15 protein-coding genes and 1 riboswitch are annotated in these 16,496 nt (G+C 72.9%); of the genes, 3 read left to right on the top strand and 12 right to left on the bottom strand.

What is annotated here, in order from left to right:
• Window positions 1-231: 231 nt before the first annotated feature.
• From hpt to dacB, 5 genes are read right to left on the bottom strand one after another with little or no spacing between them, the layout of a single operon-like run.
• Complete coding sequence (hpt, locus tag ACYQ0U_RS08535; RefSeq protein ID WP_459971605.1) at window positions 232-783, bottom strand: hypoxanthine phosphoribosyltransferase; 552 nt, start codon at window positions 781-783, stop codon at window positions 232-234.
• Window positions 784-798: 15 nt separating this feature from the next.
• Entirely contained in the window at window positions 799-1,524 is a 726-nt protein-coding gene (locus ACYQ0U_RS08530; RefSeq protein ID WP_459971603.1) for an Ig-like domain repeat protein, read from the bottom strand.
• 40 nt (window positions 1,525-1,564) lie between these two features.
• The gene (gene tilS / locus ACYQ0U_RS08525; RefSeq protein ID WP_459971601.1) at window positions 1,565-2,521 is read right to left on the bottom strand and encodes a tRNA lysidine(34) synthetase TilS; all 957 of its coding nucleotides are present in this window, start codon (window positions 2,519-2,521) and stop codon (window positions 1,565-1,567) included.
• Window positions 2,518-3,552, bottom strand: coding sequence for a zinc-dependent metalloprotease (locus ACYQ0U_RS08520; protein WP_459971598.1), 1,035 nt, complete (start codon window positions 3,550-3,552; stop codon window positions 2,518-2,520). The genes tilS and ACYQ0U_RS08520 overlap by 4 nt, the downstream gene beginning before the upstream one ends.
• The gene (gene dacB / locus ACYQ0U_RS08515) at window positions 3,549-4,928 is read right to left on the bottom strand and encodes a D-alanyl-D-alanine carboxypeptidase/D-alanyl-D-alanine endopeptidase (RefSeq protein WP_459971596.1); all 1,380 of its coding nucleotides are present in this window, start codon (window positions 4,926-4,928) and stop codon (window positions 3,549-3,551) included. Before dacB ends, ACYQ0U_RS08520 begins: the two co-directional genes overlap by 4 nt.
• 98 nt (window positions 4,929-5,026) lie before the next feature.
• Between dacB and ACYQ0U_RS08510 the strand changes: the two genes are divergently transcribed.
• Window positions 5,027-5,533 (top strand): inorganic diphosphatase, encoded by a 507-nt coding sequence (locus ACYQ0U_RS08510; RefSeq protein WP_459971594.1) that lies wholly within the window; start codon window positions 5,027-5,029, stop codon window positions 5,531-5,533.
• 49 nt (window positions 5,534-5,582) lie between these two features.
• Here the strand turns inward: ACYQ0U_RS08510 and ACYQ0U_RS08505 are convergent, their stop codons facing one another.
• The 6 genes from ACYQ0U_RS08505 to ACYQ0U_RS08480 form a co-directional block, all read right to left on the bottom strand.
• Window positions 5,583-7,532: an acyl-CoA dehydrogenase family protein gene (locus ACYQ0U_RS08505; RefSeq protein ID WP_459971592.1), complete on the bottom strand. Its 1,950-nt coding sequence runs from the start codon at window positions 7,530-7,532 to the stop codon at window positions 5,583-5,585.
• 60 nt (window positions 7,533-7,592) lie between these two features.
• Entirely contained in the window at window positions 7,593-8,834 is a 1,242-nt protein-coding gene (locus ACYQ0U_RS08500) for a C40 family peptidase (protein WP_459971590.1), read from the bottom strand.
• A 222-nt stretch (window positions 8,835-9,056) separates the two neighbouring features.
• Window positions 9,057-10,094 carry a phosphatase PAP2 family protein gene (locus ACYQ0U_RS08495; RefSeq protein WP_459971588.1) on the bottom strand — a complete coding sequence of 346 codons (1,038 nt, stop codon included), beginning with the start codon at window positions 10,092-10,094 and terminating at the stop codon, window positions 9,057-9,059.
• Window positions 10,095-10,112: 18 nt separating this feature from the next.
• Window positions 10,113-11,102, bottom strand: coding sequence for an ABC transporter ATP-binding protein (locus tag ACYQ0U_RS08490; protein WP_459971586.1), 990 nt, complete (start codon window positions 11,100-11,102; stop codon window positions 10,113-10,115).
• Window positions 11,102-12,736, bottom strand: a complete 1,635-nt coding sequence (locus tag ACYQ0U_RS08485; RefSeq protein WP_459971584.1) for an ABC transporter permease — start codon at window positions 12,734-12,736, stop codon at window positions 11,102-11,104. The genes ACYQ0U_RS08490 and ACYQ0U_RS08485 overlap by 1 nt, the downstream gene beginning before the upstream one ends.
• Window positions 12,737-12,746: 10 nt before the next feature.
• On the bottom strand, window positions 12,747-13,838 hold the full coding sequence (locus ACYQ0U_RS08480) for a thiamine ABC transporter substrate-binding protein (protein WP_459971582.1): 1,092 nt from the start codon (window positions 13,836-13,838) through the stop codon (window positions 12,747-12,749).
• Window positions 13,828-13,935: riboswitch (TPP riboswitch) on the bottom strand. (Overlaps the previous gene by 11 nt.)
• A gap of 71 nt (window positions 13,936-14,006) precedes the next feature.
• Here ACYQ0U_RS08480 and ACYQ0U_RS08475 point away from each other — a divergent pair.
• The gene (locus ACYQ0U_RS08475) at window positions 14,007-14,915 is read left to right on the top strand and encodes an alpha/beta hydrolase (protein WP_459971579.1); all 909 of its coding nucleotides are present in this window, start codon (window positions 14,007-14,009) and stop codon (window positions 14,913-14,915) included.
• A complete protein-coding gene (locus tag ACYQ0U_RS08470; protein WP_459971577.1) occupies window positions 14,912-15,340 on the top strand; it encodes a GNAT family N-acetyltransferase in 429 nt (142 codons plus the stop codon). Before ACYQ0U_RS08475 ends, ACYQ0U_RS08470 begins: the two co-directional genes overlap by 4 nt.
• Here ACYQ0U_RS08470 and ACYQ0U_RS08465 read toward each other — a convergent pair.
• Window positions 15,330-16,394 (bottom strand): MBL fold metallo-hydrolase, encoded by a 1,065-nt coding sequence (locus tag ACYQ0U_RS08465; RefSeq protein WP_459971575.1) that lies wholly within the window; start codon window positions 16,392-16,394, stop codon window positions 15,330-15,332. The genes ACYQ0U_RS08470 and ACYQ0U_RS08465 overlap by 11 nt on opposite strands.
• Between the last annotated feature and the right edge of the window lie 102 nt (window positions 16,395-16,496).

Below are 16,496 nucleotides of genomic sequence, written 5' to 3'. Positions count from 1 at the left end.
TCGCAGGCGGGCCTAGGAGCGGTCCTCCGCGCCCGCCGTCCGGAGCAGACGTGCGGCGCGAGGGTGCCGATGTCGCGCAGGTTGCGGTTAGCGCTCGGGGTGGTCGAGGCCATCGGCGACGACGAACTCGTTGCCCAGACGGCGCAATTGCGCCGCTTGAGCAACGGGCGGCGCGTTCCGGTTGCCCGGACGGCGCAATTGCGCCGCTTGAGCAAGGGGGGGCGGCGCCCGTCAGGAGTAGACGTGCGGTGCGAGGGTGCCGATGTCGCGCAGGTTGCGGTAGCGCTCGCGGTAGTCGAGGCCGTAGCCGACGACGAACTCGTTGGGGATGTCCCAGCCGACGTACTTCACGTCCACCGGCATCGTGAGGGCCTCGGGCTTGCGCAGCAGCGTGCAGATCTCGACGCTCGCCGGGTTGCGCGAGGTCAGGTTCGACGTGAGCCAGGACAGCGTGAGACCGGTGTCGATGATCTCGTCGACGATGACCACGTGGCGGCCCGAGATGTCGGTGTCGAGGTCCTTGAGGATCCGGACGACGCCGCTGGACTTGGTGCCGGAGCCGTAGGACGACACCGCCATCCAGTCCATCTCCAGGTGCCGGCTGAAGCTGCGCGCCAGGTCCGCCATCACCATCACCGCACCACGCAGGATGCCGACGATGAGGAGGTCCTTGCCGGCGTAGTCGGCCTCGATCTCGGCGGCGAGCTCGCGGAGCCGCCCCTGGATCTGCTCCTCGGTGAAGAGGACGTTGACGAGGTCGTTCTCCACGTGGGACGAGTCCATGGCGCAGAGACTAGATCAGCGCCTCGGCTTCGTGACGTGGAGGGTGAAGTGCTTCGAGCTCGACGCCTTGTGGTCGACCGTGCCCAGGAAGTACGCCGCCAGGACGTGGTCGCCCTTCGGGAGCCTGTCCAGCGTGAGGGTGACGGTGGCCTTCCTGCCGATGATGGCCGTGCCGACGACCTTCCTGCCCTCGCGGACCTCCACCTCGCCGGTGACCTTGCCCTCGCCGTTGACCGTGACCGACACCGAGCCGGCCTCCTTGGTCGTGATCGTCGACCTCCCCGGGGTCGCCGTGGTCGTGGTCGGCGCGGCGATCTTCTGGATCTCGATCTCGCCCATGCTGATCTTCTTGCGGCGCTTGGTGATCTGGCCGGCGTCGTACTCGACGGTCCTGTAGCCGGTCTTCATCAGCTTGATCGTGTGGGTGCCGCGCGGCACCTCGACGAAGAAGTAGCCGTGCTGCTCGCCGTCCGGCCAGGTGCTGGCGTAGGTCTCGTCCGAGGCCACCCGGTCGCCCTGCGCGTCGAACGCACCGACCTCGACGCCGTCGACGGGTCGGCCGGCCTGGTCGACGACGACGCCCTGGACCAGGTTGGCCGCGGGCGCAGCGGTGGGCGCGACCGCGGAGACCGAGGGCGCGGCGGCGGCGGGCAGCATCTGCTGGACGGCGAGGGCGCCGGCGGCGAGCGCGACCACCGCCGCGAGGGCGGTCGCGAGGCGGGCACGAGAACTCGGGAGCACGACTCGAGTATGAGCCTTGGCGGCCGGGAGCGTGCGAACTTCACGAAAAATGGAGTCGACCGTCCGCGCGGGCGCACCGCACGTGCCCGGGGAGGTCGACCCACTTCTGGCCGTGCCAGCCGGTGAGCAGCGCGTCGATGGCCAGCACGTGCTCGTGGAACAGCTCCGAGGGCGGGCAGCCGGCCGCGACCGCGGCGAGGCGCAGCACCCGCCGCCGCAGCGAGGCCGGCTGGGCGAGCAGCCCGTCGACCGGGAGGTCCGCCAGCTCGGCGTACGCCGCCTCCGCGACGTCGTCGAGGAGGTCCATGTCGTCGCGGAGCTGGTCGGCGGTGCGGGCCAGGGTCCCGGCGATGCCCGGCCCGAGCTGCTCCTCCAGGACCGGCAGCACGGTGCGGCGCACCCGCACCCGGGCGAAGCCCGGGTCGGCGTTGTGCGGGTCGTCCCAGTAGTCGATGCCCTCGACCTGGCAGGCGGTCACGGTGTCGTCGCGGGAGACGTCGAGCAGCGGCCGGGCGAACCGGCCGAAGGAGCGGCGCATGCCCGCGAGCGATCGGCCCCCGGAGCCGCGGGCGAGCCCGAGCAGCACGGTCTCGGCCTGGTCGTCCCGGGTGTGCCCGAGCAGCACCGCGGCCGCCTCGACGCGCTCGCCGACCTCCTCGAGCACGGCGTACCGCGCCTGGCGGGCGGCGGCCTCGGGGCCCATGCCCTCGCCCTCCACGCGGACCGTGGCCGCCAGCGTCTCGTCGGCACCGAGGGCGGCCATCTGCTCGACCACCCGGGCGGCCTGCGCGGCCGAGCCCTCCTGGAGGCCGTGGTCGACGGTCGCGCCGACGACCCGCACGCCCGCCTTGCGCGCCTCGAAGACCGTGGCGGCGAGGAGCGCGAGCGAGTCCGCTCCACCGGAGCAGGCGACGACCACGGTCCGGCCGGGCTCGACGGAGGCGAGCGAGCGTCGTACGGCGAGGCGGACGGCCGCGACGGCCGGGTGCAGCGTCACAGCACTCGGGCGATCCAGGCCTGGGGGTCGGCGATCTCGGCCTTGGACGGGAGGTTCTCGGGGCGCTCCCACACCGCGTTGAACTGGGCCATGCCGGCCTTGTCCACGACCGCGCGGACGAACTTCGCGCCGTCGCGGTACTGCGCCATCTTCGCGTCGAGGCCCAGCAGCCGCCGCAGGATGCGGTCCAGCGAGCCGGCACCCTTGCGGCGCTTGTCGAAGCGCCTCCGGATGTCCTTGACGGTCGGGATCACGGTCGGGCCGACGCCGTCCATGACCACGTCGGCGTGGCCCTCGAGCAGGGACATGACGCCGGTGACCCGGTCGACGATCGCCCTCTGCTCCGGAGAGCTGAGCGCCTCGATGATGCTGCCGTGGGGGTTGCGGACGGCGTCGAGCACCCGGCTGACGCCGTCCTCGAGCAGCCCGGAGGCGTCGAGGCTGTCCGCGATCGCGTGCATCTCACCGAGGAGGTGGCCGGTGAGCCACGGCGTCGCGGTGAACTGCACGCGGTGGGTCTCCTCGTGGAGGCACACCCAGAGGCGGAAGTCGGAGGGGTCGACCTCGAGCTCGCGCTCGACGTGGACGACGTTCGGGGCGACCAGCAGCAGCCGCCCCGCCGGCCCGTGGAACGGGTCGAACTGGCCGAGCACCTTGCCGGAGAGGAAGCCGAGCAGGCCGCCCACCTCCGCGCCGGTCACGCGCCGGCCGACGGCGAGCTGCCAGCCGGTCGGGGGGCCCTTCTTCTCGGTGAGCTTGTCCACGACGGGGGCGAGCACGGTCGCGAACCCGTCGGCGTTGGCGGCGATCCACCCGGGACGGTCGACCACCAGCACGGGTGCCGTGCGCTCCCCCGCCTGGAGGCCGGTGAACTCCCGCACCAGCGGCGTCGAGCGCTCGGCTCCGGCGCGGAGCTCGTCGACCACGGCGGCGGCCTCGCCGCGCGAGATCTGCGGGCCCTCGCCGGCCAGGCGCGAGCCCAGCGAGATCGCGAGGTCCCAGTCGACCATGCTCGTGGCGCCCGACGTCATGGAGCGACCGTACCCGTGGCCCCGCAACGGCAGGCGGCGAGCGCGCTGGCCAGGTCGTCGAGCGCGGCGCGCGCGTCGAGGGTGTCGACCAGCGCGATGTCGTCGGCGAGGACGGCGAACACCAGGGGGACCCCGGTGCGGTCGGTGACGGTGCCGGCCAGCCCACTGACCCCGGAGAGCGTGCCGGTCTTGGCGCGGACGAAGCCGCGCCCGGAGTCCTCGCCGAACCGCTCGGAGAGCGAGCCGGTGAAGCCCGCGACGGGCAACCCGGTCACGACCGACCGGAGCGCCGGGTGCTCGGCCGCGGCCGCGACCTCGAGGACCCCGGTGAGGGTGGCGGGGTCGACGGCGTTGTCGCGGCTGAGCCCGCTGCCGTCGTACACCTCGGCGTCGTCGACCGGGACGCCGAGCGCCTCCAGGGTCGCGAGGACGGCCTTCGTGCCGGCGGCGAACGACGCCGTGCCGCTGACCGCCAGCCCGACCTGGTGGGCGAGCACCTCGGACGCCTCGTTGTCGCTGGTCTCCAGCGTGTGCTCGACGATCTGCGACAGGGGCTCGCTCTCGACCTCGGCGAGCAGCTCGGCGGCCGCGGGCGCCGGGCGCTCGCGGGGTACGCCGGCGGTGCGGACGCCCGCCTGCGCGAGGGCGCCCGCGAACGCGGTGGCGGCGGCCAGCGCGGGGTCGTCGACGCGGCCGTAGCCGCTCTCGTCGCGGCCCCCGTCGACCCAGAGCGGCTGGATGGGCGCGACGACCTCGTCGGCGACGTAGCTGGCCGGCCAGTGCGGGTTGACCTCCGGGCCCGAGAACAGGCCGGTGTCGTAGGAGACGCGGACCCGGGCGTCGACCGCGCGGGCGGTCTGCCGGGCGAGGGTCGTGAGGTCGTCCTCGGTCAGCAGGGGGTCGCCACCGCCGACGAGCACCACCCCGCGCGGGCCGTCGGCGACCACCCGGGTCGCGAACGTGTGGTCCGGCCCGAGCACCTCGAGAGCGGCGGTGGCGGTGAGCAGCTTGAGCGTGGACGCGGGGACGGCCGTGCCGGTGCCCGCCGAGTAGAGGAGTGTCCCGTCGACCCCCGCGACCGTGGCCAGGACGTGCGGTCCGAGGTCGGCGTCGTCGAGGAACGAGGCGATCGCGCGGCGTACCTTCGCGGGGTCCGCGGCGCCCGCCGCGACCTCGGCGACCGGCGCCGGTGCGGCGAGGGCCGGGAGGTCGAGGCCCTCGGGCGGGGGGACGGCGGCCGGGGTGTCCGGCTCGGGCTCCGGCGGGTCGACGTAGAGGACGACGCCGGCCGCGGCGAGGACGCCGAGCACCAGCGCCACGGGCAGCCAGACACGCAGCCGGACGGGCCGCCAGTGGCGTGCGTCACGTCTGCCCACTTCGAACCCCTTGCCGACTCCACGATTGGGCACATTGTGCGCGAGACTGGACCAGGTCCCGCCCGTCGGGTCCAGGAGACGACGGTCGTGTAGACGAGATGCCGGAGGAAGACGTGCTCGAGTTCGACGTGCTGGTGGAGATCCCCAAGGGCCAGCGGAACAAGTACGAGGTCGACCACGAGTCCGGCCGGATCCGGCTCGACCGGACGCTCTTCACCTCCACGCAGTACCCGGCCGACTACGGCTACATCGAGAACACCCTCGGCCTCGACGGCGACCCGCTCGACGCGATGGTGATCCTCCAGGAGCCGACGTTCCCCGGCTGCCTGATCCGATGCCGCGCGATCGGCATGTTCCGCATGACCGACGAGGCCGGCGGCGACGACAAGGTCCTCTGCGTCCCCGCGACCGACCCGCGCCTGGAGCACCTGCGCGACATCTCGCACGTCTCCAAGTTCGACCGCCTGGAGATCCAGCACTTCTTCGAGGTCTACAAGGACCTCGAGCCCGGCAAGTCCGTCGAGGGCGCCGAGTGGGTCGGGCGCACCGAGGCCGAGGCCGAGGTCGAGAACTCCTTCAAGCGGTTCACGACCGAGGGTCACTGACCTTCGGCGGCGGTGGTGGCGATACCCGGTTGACCGGGATCGCCACCACTCAGCCCACCAGGTCCGGCGACCGCAGCATCTCCGGCGGCACCGCCCACGCGTCGACGAGCGGTACGGCGATGGGGCGGACCTTGCGGCAGAGGTTGTTGACCTCGCGGCTGATCGCCTTCGAGCGCTGCACCGTGAGCCGGCCGTGCTCCATGAACCACGCCCGGTCGGCCTCGATGGTCGAGAGCGCGAACAGGTCGCAGAGCAGGCCGAGCGCCGCCTTGTTGCTGGGCTTGCCGGGGCTGTCGTCCGGCAGCGCCCGCACCTTGGCGACGAAGGCCTCCAGCACCAGGCGCTCGACGTGGGCGTTGGCGGCGGCCACGACGTGGTCCTGGACCTGGGAGAACACCGTGCCCGGGTTCATCTTCTGGTCCATGCCGCGCTTGAGGCGCCGCGCGACGCTGGCGAGCATGTGCTCCTCGCGGAAGCGGAGCATCGCGAGCTGGTACTCCGAGTCGAGCAGCCCGGCCTCCTGGTCCCACTGGTCGCCGCCGGGGAGCAGGTCGCGGACCCGCTCGAGCAGCTTGTGGGCCGAGGTCTTCTCGATGACGGTCTCGACGGCGAGGTTGGTGACGAAGCGGACCATGCCGAGCTGGTCCATGTCCTCGAACTCGCTGGCGTAGTCGGTCAGCAGGCCCTTGGCCACGAGCTGGAGCAGCACGTGGTTGTCGCCCTCGAACGTCGTGAAGATGTCGCTGTCGGCCTTGAGCGCCGCGAACCGGTTGACGGAGAGGTAGCCCGCGCCACCGCACGCCTCGCGGCACTCCTGGATGGTGCGGGTCGCGTGCCAGGTGCCGAGCGCCTTGGTGCCGGCGGCGCGTGACTCGAGCTCGCGCCGGGCGTGCTCGTCGTCGGCGATGCCCGAGAACACGTCGTGCAGCTGTCCGGCGACGACCTCCTGCGCGAAGTGCAGCGCGTAGGTCCGCGCGACCAGCGGCAGCAGTCGGCGCTGGTGCAGGCCGTAGTCGAGCAGCAGCTCCTCCTGCGCGTCCGAGGTGGCTTCGAACTGACGCCGCCGCACGGCGTACCTGACCGCGATCGCGAGCGCGACCTTGGCGGCGTTGATGCCGGCACCGCCGACGCACACGCGGCCCTGGACGAGCGTGCCGAGCATCGTGAAGAACCGTCGGTTGGGGTTCTCGATCGGGCTCTCGTAGACGCCGTCGGGGGTCACGTCGGCGAAGCGGTTGAGCAGCGCCGTGCGCGGCACCCGCACGCCGTCGAACCAGATCCGGCCGTTGTCGACGCCGTTGAGGCCCATCTTGCGGCCGTCGTCCTCGATGCGTACGCCGGGGGCCGGCTCGCCGTCGACGCGGATCGGGACCACGAACGCGTGCACGCCCTCCGAGGTCCCGCCGACCTCGAGCTGGGCGAACACGACCGCGAGCTCGGCGTGCTTCGCGGCGTTGCCGATGTAGTCCTTGCGCGCGAGCTCCGAGGTCGTGGTGATCACGAACTCCTGCGCCTCCGGGTCGTAGCTCGCGACCGTGCCGAGCGCCTGGACGTTCGACCCGTGGCCGGTCTCGGTCATCGCGAAGCAGCCCATGACCTTGCCGGTGACGAGGTCCGCGAGGTAGGCGTCGTGGTGGTGCTTCGAGCCGAGCTGGAGGATGGCGCCGCCGAACAGGCCGAACTGCACGCCGACCTTGACCAGCACCGAGAGGTCGCCGTACGCGAGGGTCTCGAACGCGGCGATCGAGGCTCCGATGTCGCCGCCGCCGCCGTACTCCTCCGGGAAGCCCATCCCGGTCTGGCCGGTCGCGGCCATCTCGACCACGACCTCCTTGACGCGCTCGCGGAAGTCGTCGATCGACAACTCCTCGGCCTCGTCGAGGATCTGGCTGTACTTGGCCAGGTTCGTGCGGACCAGGTCGCGGACGTCGGCGTACTTGCCGTCGAGCAGGACGGTCAGCGCCGCGACGTCGACGTCCGGCGTGGTGTCGGGGGCCATGCCTTCGAATTACCCAGCCGGGTCCGGTTCCAAGCGGTGATCTGGACCGCTCGGGAGGCGTCAGGGACGGGCGTAGAAGTTCGGCGGGATCCAGTAGTACATGGACTCCTCGGTCACCGGCTTGCCGGTCCGCGGGGCGTGGATGATCGTGCCGTTCCCCGTGTAGAGCGCCACGTGGTAGATCGACGACGGGTCGCTCGACGAGCCCCAGAACACCAGGTCGCCGGGCTGGAGCTGGCCGGCCGAGATCGGCGTGGACTGCTGGTACTGCGCGACCGAGTAGTGCGGCAGGTACTTGCCGCCGGCGTTCCACGCGCCCGCGGTCAGGCCGGAGCAGTCCCAGGCGCTCGGGCCGGCCGCACCCCAGCGGTACGGCTCGCCGAGCTGCGCGCGGGCGAAGGCGATCGCCGCGGACGCACCGCCGGCCGGTGCGGGTGGCTGCGGGGCGGGGGGCGGCGTGGGCTCGGGCTCGGGCTCGGGGTCCGGCGGCTGCGGGGCGGGCGTAGGGGTCGGCTCGTCCTGCTGGGCCTGCTGGGCCTGGGCCGCCTCGGCGGCCGCGGCGGCGGCCTCGGCCTCGAGCGCGGACTGCCGCTCGCGGGCGAGGTCGACGCTGACGCCCGAGAGCTCGGCGAGCCGGGCGATGAGCGCGTCCTTCTCCTGGGCGATCGCGGCGGCGTCGGCGGCCGCGGCGTCGGCGGCGGCCTGCGCGGCGGCCTGGGCCTCCTTCGCCTCGGCGGCGGCGTCGAGCGCGTCGACCTCGGCCTCCTCGGCCTGGTCGGTCGCGACCTCGGCGAGCGTCGCCGCGGCGCGGAAGCCCTGGTAGGTGGCGTCCATCGCGCGCTCGGCGTTCTGCAGCGACGTGGTCTGGTCGACCACGGCGCCGATGCCGTCGGCGTCGACGATCGCGGCGAGGGCCGTGAGCTCGGGCGCCATCTGGTAGCTGGCGACGAGCGCGTCGCCGTACGCCTGCTGCTGGCGGCGTACGTCGGTCGCCGCGATGCGCGAGTGGGCGCGGGCCTCACGGGCGGCCTCGCGGGCCTGGGCGGCGCGCCAGCGGGCGCCGTTCCACGCCTCCGCGGCCTGCGCGGCGGCGACCGCGGACTGCTCGAGACGCTGGTTGGCGACGACGAGCTGGGCGCGCACGCCGGCGACCGTGTCGGCAGCCTCCCGGACGGCCGACCGCGCGTCGCGGACGTCCTGCCGCGAGGGCACCGTGTCGTCGTCCGCGACGGCCACGCCGCTCGCGACACCGCCGGCGACGAGGGTCAGGACCAACGCCGTGGCCACTCCGTACGCGCGCACCGTGCCGCCCCCTCACTCAACTGCCGCCCCATGCGGCACTCGGGGAACGCTAGACAACTTTCGTCACAAAAGAAACATTTTGCTCAACTTTTTCTGAGGATGCCGGCGAGTCGGCTTGACGAACTACATCGATGTAACTTGGGCGCGGCTGGGGTAGTCCCTGCCGAAAGGGGGGTCGACACGCCGGGCGGGACCCCGATTTCGGCAGGGACTATCCGGCCGTCAGCGCTCGACCGGCACCTTGGAGGTCGTCGTCGTCGGGTGCGAGCCGAGCCCGCCCTTGTCGAACTTCTGGCCGCTCGCGATCGCACCGACGTAGAAGGAGACGAAGGCGATGGTGATGCCGGCGATGTCGTCGGCGATGTAGTGCCAGCCGAAGTAGAGGGTGGCGACGACGGTGAGGCCGAAGTTGATCCAGAAGAGGATCCGGAGCCACTTGCTGCGGACGGTGTACTGCACCATCAGCGCCCACAGCAGCGAGATCCCGGTGTGCAGGCTGGCGAAGCCGGCCACGGTCTGCGCCTGGCCGTCGCTCCACAGCACGCCCTGCCGGGCATTGACCAGGGAGTTCATCAGGTCGGTGGTGCCGGTGTGGGCGAGGCTCTCGTAGAGCCAGCCGTACTCGAGGCCGGGGCCGAGGGTCGGCAGCGCGTAGTAGGAGATGGTGCCCAGCGTCCAGGCGATGCCCTGGGAGGTGACGAACCACCAGCCGTAGGACAGGTTGCGCGACCACACCAACCAGACGGTCACCAGGATCGCGACCATCGGGATGAACAGCAGGTAGAAGGCCGACAGGAAGTGCGCGACGACCGTGGTGCCCAGCACGTCGTGCATGACCGGGCCGGGCTCGCGGCCGAAGAACAGCACCCGGTCGAGCATGTGCAGCTCACGGTCGTACATCCGGCCGCTGACCAGCGGCAGGAACGACTTCAGGTTCCGGTAGCAGACGTAGATCACGTAGAAGGAGACGATGCCCAGGACCACCAGCAGCAGGCGCTCCCGGGACCAGTGCTGGTCCCACCGCTCGCGGATCAGCCCGGGCCACTGCCGCACCCGGCCGCGCGAGAGCCACACCGCGCGGGGCACCAGGTCGAGGAAGAGCGCACCGATGCAGAGGATCGGGAGCCGCAGCCACGACGGTCCGAGGAAGCTGCCCTCGGGGTCGATCAGCGGGCGGTCGAGGTGCCTCGCGGTGATCGCGGCCCACACGAGCATGACTGCCGCGTTCACCACGAGGAGGACGTAGGCGCGGCGATACACGCCCGCCAGTCTAGGGACTCAGCCCGCGGCCGGAGGCACCGCCAACCGTGAGGCGTCCACCACGATCGCCACCCGCTCGCCGGGTGCGGGATGCGCGTCGAGCCGCGCGACGGCGTCCACCTCGCCGATCCCGTCCACGTCCACGACCAGCCGGATCTGCTCGGGCGTCGCCCGCCCGGAGAGCACGGTCCCCGTCAACGGGCCGGAGGACGCGACGACCAGGGCGGAACGGCGTACGGCGACCATGGGCGCGTCCGGCAGCCCGACCGCCCGCAGCAGGACGCCGGCCGCGGCGCCGGCCAGCACGCGCGCGTACCCGAGGAAGAGCGCGGTCTCGGCGTCGGCCGGGGCGCGCCACACCTCGGCGATGTCGCCCTGCTGGACGACCCGGCCGGCTCGCATCACCGCGAGCCGGTCCGCGACCGCGAACGCCTCCTCCTGGTCGTGGGTGACCATCAGCGCGGTGGTGCCCGCCTCACGGAGGATGTCGCGCAGGTCGGTCGCCAGGCGCTCCCGCAGCCCGGCGTCCAGCGCGGAGAGCGGTTCGTCGAGCAGCAGCAGCCGGGGCTGCACCGCGAGCGACCGGGCGAGGGCGACCCGCTGCCGCTCGCCGCCGGACAGGGTCGCGGGCAGTCGGTCGCCGTACCCCTCCAGCCCGACGAGCGCCAGCAGCTCGCGCACCCGGGCGTCCGCATTCGGGGTGCGCCGGATCCGCAGCGCGTAGGCCACGTTGCGCGCGACGGTCAGGTGCCCGAACAGCTGGCCGTCCTGGAACATCAGCGCGAACCCCCGCTTGTGGGTGGGTACGCCGGACAGGTCGGCGCCGTCCCAGCGGATCGACCCGGCCGCGGGCGGCTCGAGCCCCGCGACCGCGCGCAGCAGCGTCGACTTGCCCGAGCCGCTGGGCCCGAGCACGGCGAGCACGTGGCCGTCCTCGAGGGTGAGCGAGGCGTCGGCGACGGCCGGGACGCCGTCGTACTCCACCGTGACCCGATCCAGGCTCAGCATCAGAACGACCCCACCGACGGGACGCGCAGCCGCTCCACCAACAGCACGACGAGGGCGGTCGTGCCGGCGAGCACGACGGCCGCGGCGAGGGCCATGCCGTAGTTCATCGCCCCCGGGTGCCCGATCAGGTGGAAGATCACGACCGGCATCGTCGGGTTGTCGTCGCGCGCGAGGAACGACGTCGCGCCGAACTCGCCCAGCGACACCGCGAACGCGAAACCGGCGGCCGCGAGCAGCGGCTTCCACATCACCGGCAGGTCGACGGTGACGAAGGTGCGCAGCGGTCCGGCACCGAGCGACGCGGCGGCCTGCCGCTGCCGGTCGTCGACGCCACCGAGCACCGGCGCGAGCGTGCGCACGACGAGCGGGAGGGCCACCAGGGCCTGGGCGATGGGCACCAGCAGGGGCGAGTCGCGCAGGTCGAGCGGCGGCTCGTCGAGCGTGATGAGGAACCCGAAGCCGAGCGTCACCGCGGACACGCCGAGCGGCAGCATGAACAGGCCGTCCAGCAGACCGCGGGCGCGTCGCTCGGACCGCGTGCGCGAGCGCCGGGTCACGACCACCGCGACGAGCAGGCCGAGCGAGAGCGACATCCACGTCGCGTCGACCGCGGTGCGCAGCGACGTCACGAGCGCGGTCGTCACCGGCACGAGCAGGGCCTGGCGCGAGCCCTCGGTGTCGAGCGCCCGGTAGTTCCCGACGCTCCAGCCGTCGCCCACCTGGAGCGAGCCGGTGACGAGCGCGGCGATCGGCAGGCCGACGAGCACGATGACCAGCACCACCGCCAGCACGCCGGGCCAGTCACCCCGCGAGACCCGGGACGGGGCGGCGGTGGTGCGCGCCAGGCTCGGGTCCGGTACGGCGCGGAGCCGGCTCGCGACGACGAGGAGCGCGGTGATCGCCAGCAGCTGCACGATCGAGAGCGCCGCGGCCGCCTGGAGGTCGAGCAGGTTGGTGGTGAGCAGGTAGATCTCGGTCTCCACCGAGGAGTACCGCAGCCCGCCGAGCGTCAGCACGACGCCGAAGGCGGTCGCGCAGAACAGGAACACCACGCTCGCCGCCGAGACGATCGCCGGCCGCAGCATCGGCAGGGTCACGGTCCGGAGCACGTGGGCCGGACTCGCGCCCAGCGCCGCCGCGGCCTCGGCGGGCCGCGGGTCGAGCGACTCCCACGCCGCACCGACCGCACGGATCACCACGGCGACGTTGAAGAACACCAGTCCCGCGACGATCGCCGCGGCCGACCCGTCGAGGCCGAGGAAGCCGAGCGGCCCGGCCTCACCGATGAGCTCGCGGAACGCGACGCCGACCACGACGGTCGGCAGCACGAACGGCACCAGCAGGAGGGCCCGCAGCACCCGCCGTCCCGGGAAGGCCCGGCGGTGCAGCAGGTGCGCGGCGGGGACGCCGAGCAGGAGCGAGAACGCGGTCCCCAGCAGGGACGACCAGAGGGTGAACCAGACGACGCGGTGCACGCGCGGCCGGGCGAGCACCTCGGCGACCGCCCCGGGGTCCAGCACGCCGTCGACGAAGAAGCCCTCGCCGACCATGCCCGCGACCGGCAGCACGAAGAACACGCCGAGGACGGCCAGCGGCACCGCCGCCAGGCCGGCCAGGGCGAGCACTCGCCTCATCCGGGGTCGCTCACCGCGAGGTGAGGTCGCTCCAGTCGCGCAGCCACGCGTCGCGGTTCTCGTCGATGTCGGCCGGGTCGACCTCCAGCGGGTCGGTCGGCTGCTCGGCGAACTCCGCCCACTCGGCGGGCAGCTCGACGGACGGGTCGACCGGGAACACGTACATGCTCTCCGGCAGCGCCGCCTGCACCTCCGGCGAGACCAGGAAGTCCACCAGCGCCTCGGCGCCGGCGGGGTTCTCGGCGCCGTCGAGCACGCCGGCGTACTCGACCTGGCGGAAGCAGGTGTCGAGCAGCGCGCTCGTCGTGGTCCGGCCGTCGGCGACGGTGAACGCCGGCGAGGAGTCGTAGGACAGCACGATCGGGCGGTCGCCCTTCCCGCCGCCCTGGGTGAAGTCGACCTGGTAGGCGTCCGACCACCCGTCGGTGAGCTTCGCGCCGTTGGCCATCAGGTCGGTCCACCAGTCCTGCCAGCCGTCCTCGCCGTACGCCGCGATCGTGGCGAGCAGGAACGCCATGCCCGGCGAGCTCGTGGCGGCGCCCGGGGTGACGAAGAGGTCGCGGTACGCCGGGTCGACGAGGTCGTCGAGCGACGTGGGCGGCTCGAGGTCGTGGTCGGCGAACCAGGTGTCGTCGACGTTCACGCAGACGCTCGCGTTGTCGACCGGGGTGAGGGCGCCGTCGTCGTCACCGGGGAGGAGGTACTCCTCGGCGCCCGCGGGCAGGTTCGCGTCGTACGGCGCGAACACCCCCTCCTCGAGCGCCCGCGAGGCGAAGGTGTTGTCGATGCCGAAGGCGACGTCGCCGAGCGGGTTGGACTTCGTGAGCACCAGCTTGTTGGTGAGCGTCCCCGCGTCGCCGGACGCCCGGGGCACGAGCTCGTAGCCGGACTCCTCCTCGAACTGCCTCACCAGCTTCTTCGGCAGGTGGAACGAGTCGTGGGTGACCAGCACGACCTCGCTGGAGGCGGCCGCCTCGTCGTCGCCACCGCCACCGCCACCGCCACCGGCACCGCCGCTGTCGTTGCCGACCGTCGAGCAGCCCGTCACGACCAGCGCGAGGGCGGGCACCAGCGCAGGCACCAGCACACGGACACGTCTCATTCCGACTCCCTTCGCCGGTGCTAACCGGAGCAGGTTCATAGGGTCTGCGGCTGTTCCGCACTCTCAGCACGCGGCGCGTGCTCCCCTGTCTCGTGAGGCCGAGACTAGACCCTTGCGCTGGACACCGGCCGACGAGGTCGCCCTGGTGGACACGACTACCTTGGGCGCATGCCGAGCAGACGCCACGAGTTCCTCGCCCGGGTCGTCCCCCGCCTCCGCAGGAGCCAGGAGCTCGACAGCGTCGAAGCCGAGCGCGAGCGGATCGTGCGCTGGCACGCGACGCTCGACCGGAAGGCGCCGGGCGGGCGTCGGTTCGCCCAGCGGTTCTCGGTGGTGACCGAGGTCCTGCGCGGCCCGGCCGGCGAGTTCCCGTCCTACGTCATCACCCCGCGCGGCACCGACCCGCACCGCACGCTGGTCTACCTGCACGGGGGCGGGTACGTCGCCGGGATCGACCCGGCCCACGTCCGCTTCGTCGCGTCGCTGGCCTCGCGGCTCGGCCTGCGGGTCGTGCTGCCCGACTACCCCCTCGCGCCCGAGCACACCTGGCGCGACTCCCACGAGGCGCTGGCCGACCTCGCGTCCCGGTGGGCCAAGGACTCCGACGAGCTGCTGCTCGGCGGCGACTCCGCGGGCGGCGGCTACGCCCTCGCCCTGGCCCTCACGCTGCGCGAGCGCGGCGGGCCGCAGGCGGGCCGGATGGTCCTGCTCGCACCATGGGTCGACCTGACCACGAGCACGCCCGAGTCCGAGGAGTTCGCCCGCCGCGATCCGTGGCTCCATCTCGGCAAGCTCCGCGCGTACGCCGCGTGGTGGGCCGGCTCCGCGGACGACCTCGGCCGCCCCGAGGCCTCCCCGGCGCTCGCCGACCTGACCGGGCTGCCCTCCACCCTGATGATCTGCGGCACGCGCGACGCCCTCACGCCCGGTTGCCGCCTGCTGGCCCGGCGCGCCGCCGAGGCCCACTGGGACCTGAGCTACGTCGAGGCGCCCGGGCTCATCCACGTCTACCCGCTGCTGCCGGGCGTCCCGGAGGCCCGCGAGGCCCGCGCCGCGATCCGCGAGTTCCTGCGATGAAGGTGCTGGCCGTCTCGTTCGAGATGCTCGACCCGTACGCCGTCTACGGCATCTGCAAGATCCGCCAGGACGTCTTCGTCGTCGAGCAGCAGTGTCCCTACCCCGACCTGGACGCCCGTGACGTCGAGCCCGAGACGCGGCATGTGCTGCTGATGGACGACGATGTGCTGCTGGGATACGCGCGGGTGCTCGACGACGGCGACGTCTGGCGCATCGGCCGCGTCCTGCTCGCGCCCGGCGCCCGGGGTCGCGGCTGGGCGGACCCCGTCATGGAGACTGCGCTGCAGGTGTCGAAGGGGCGCGACGTGGTGCTGGACGCCCAGTCACCCCTGGCGTCCTGGTACGCGACGTTCGGCTTCGAGGCCGCCGGCGAGGAGTTCCTCGAGGACGGCATCCCGCACGTCCCGATGCGGCTCACACGCTAGCGGCGTACGAGACCCCGTCGGCGCCGTCGGTCGCGGTCGCGCGGCCCTGCGCGACGAGGAGGTCGAGGTGCGCCTTGGTCTCCATCGACGCCATGCCCCGGGCGAACTCGTCGAGCTCGGGGTAGGCGTGGTCGTGGCGGGTCCACGGCAGCTCCTGGGCGACCTGGTGCGCGGTCCGCGGCCCGGAGGCGAGCGCCGCCAGGCTGAGGTCGAGCCGGTGCTCGTGGTGGACCAGCAGCTCGTCGACGCGGGTGTGCGAGGACGGCGCCACCGGCCCGTGCGCGGGCAGGACGGTGAGGTCCGGCAGCGCGCGCACGCGGGTCAGCGAGGCCATGAAGTCGCCGAGCGGGTTCGCGACCGGCGGCACCGTGAAGCCGATCGACGGCGTGATCGTCGGCAGCACGTGGTCGCCGGCGAACAGCAGCCCGGCCCGCTGGTCGGCGAAGACGTAGTGGCCCGGCGTGTGGCCGGGGGTGTGCACGGCGTCGAGCGTGCGGGCGCCGACCCTGACCTGCTGGTCGCCGGACAGCCAGCTGCCGGGGTACTGCCACGAGATCGGGTCCGGCCGCTCGCCGTCGTCGCCAGCGGCCCAGATGTCGGCGATCTCGTGGGCACCCGCGGTGCGCAGGACGCCGAGGAACGGGTTGCCGTCGAGTTCGAGCCCACCGTTGAGCAGGTCGAGGGCGGGCTTCTCGTCGAGGCCCAGCGCGACGTCGGCGCCGTACTCGTGCCCGAGCACCGTGGCGAGCGTGAAGTGGTCGCGGTGGACGTGCGTGACGAGGAACCGCCGGATGTCGCCGAAGCCGTAGCCGACGTCGCGCAGGCAGCGCTCCAGCAGGTCGCGCGCGACCTGGATCGACCAGCCGCCGTCGACGAGGACCAGGCCGTCGTCGGCCTCGATCGCGTAGACGTTGACCGCCCTGAGGCCGTCCATCGGCAGCGGCAGCGGGATCCGGTGGATCCCCTCGGCCACCTGCCACGCCCCCTCCTTGCTCCAGTGCTCGCCGGAGTCCGGGGAGACGGCGTGGGCGGTGGAGGTGGTTGACGAGGTCACCCAGTCACCTTAGGGGCCCAGGTCGAGGAACCCGAGGTCCACGGTGGGCTGCTGGATGCCGCCGTCGATCTCGAGCAGCTCGCCGGTGACGTACTGGCTCGC

Source organism: Nocardioides pyridinolyticus, assembly GCF_054653575.1.
Note: the sequence above shows the minus strand (reverse complement) of the source record. Positions and strands in the feature narration are given on the sequence as shown.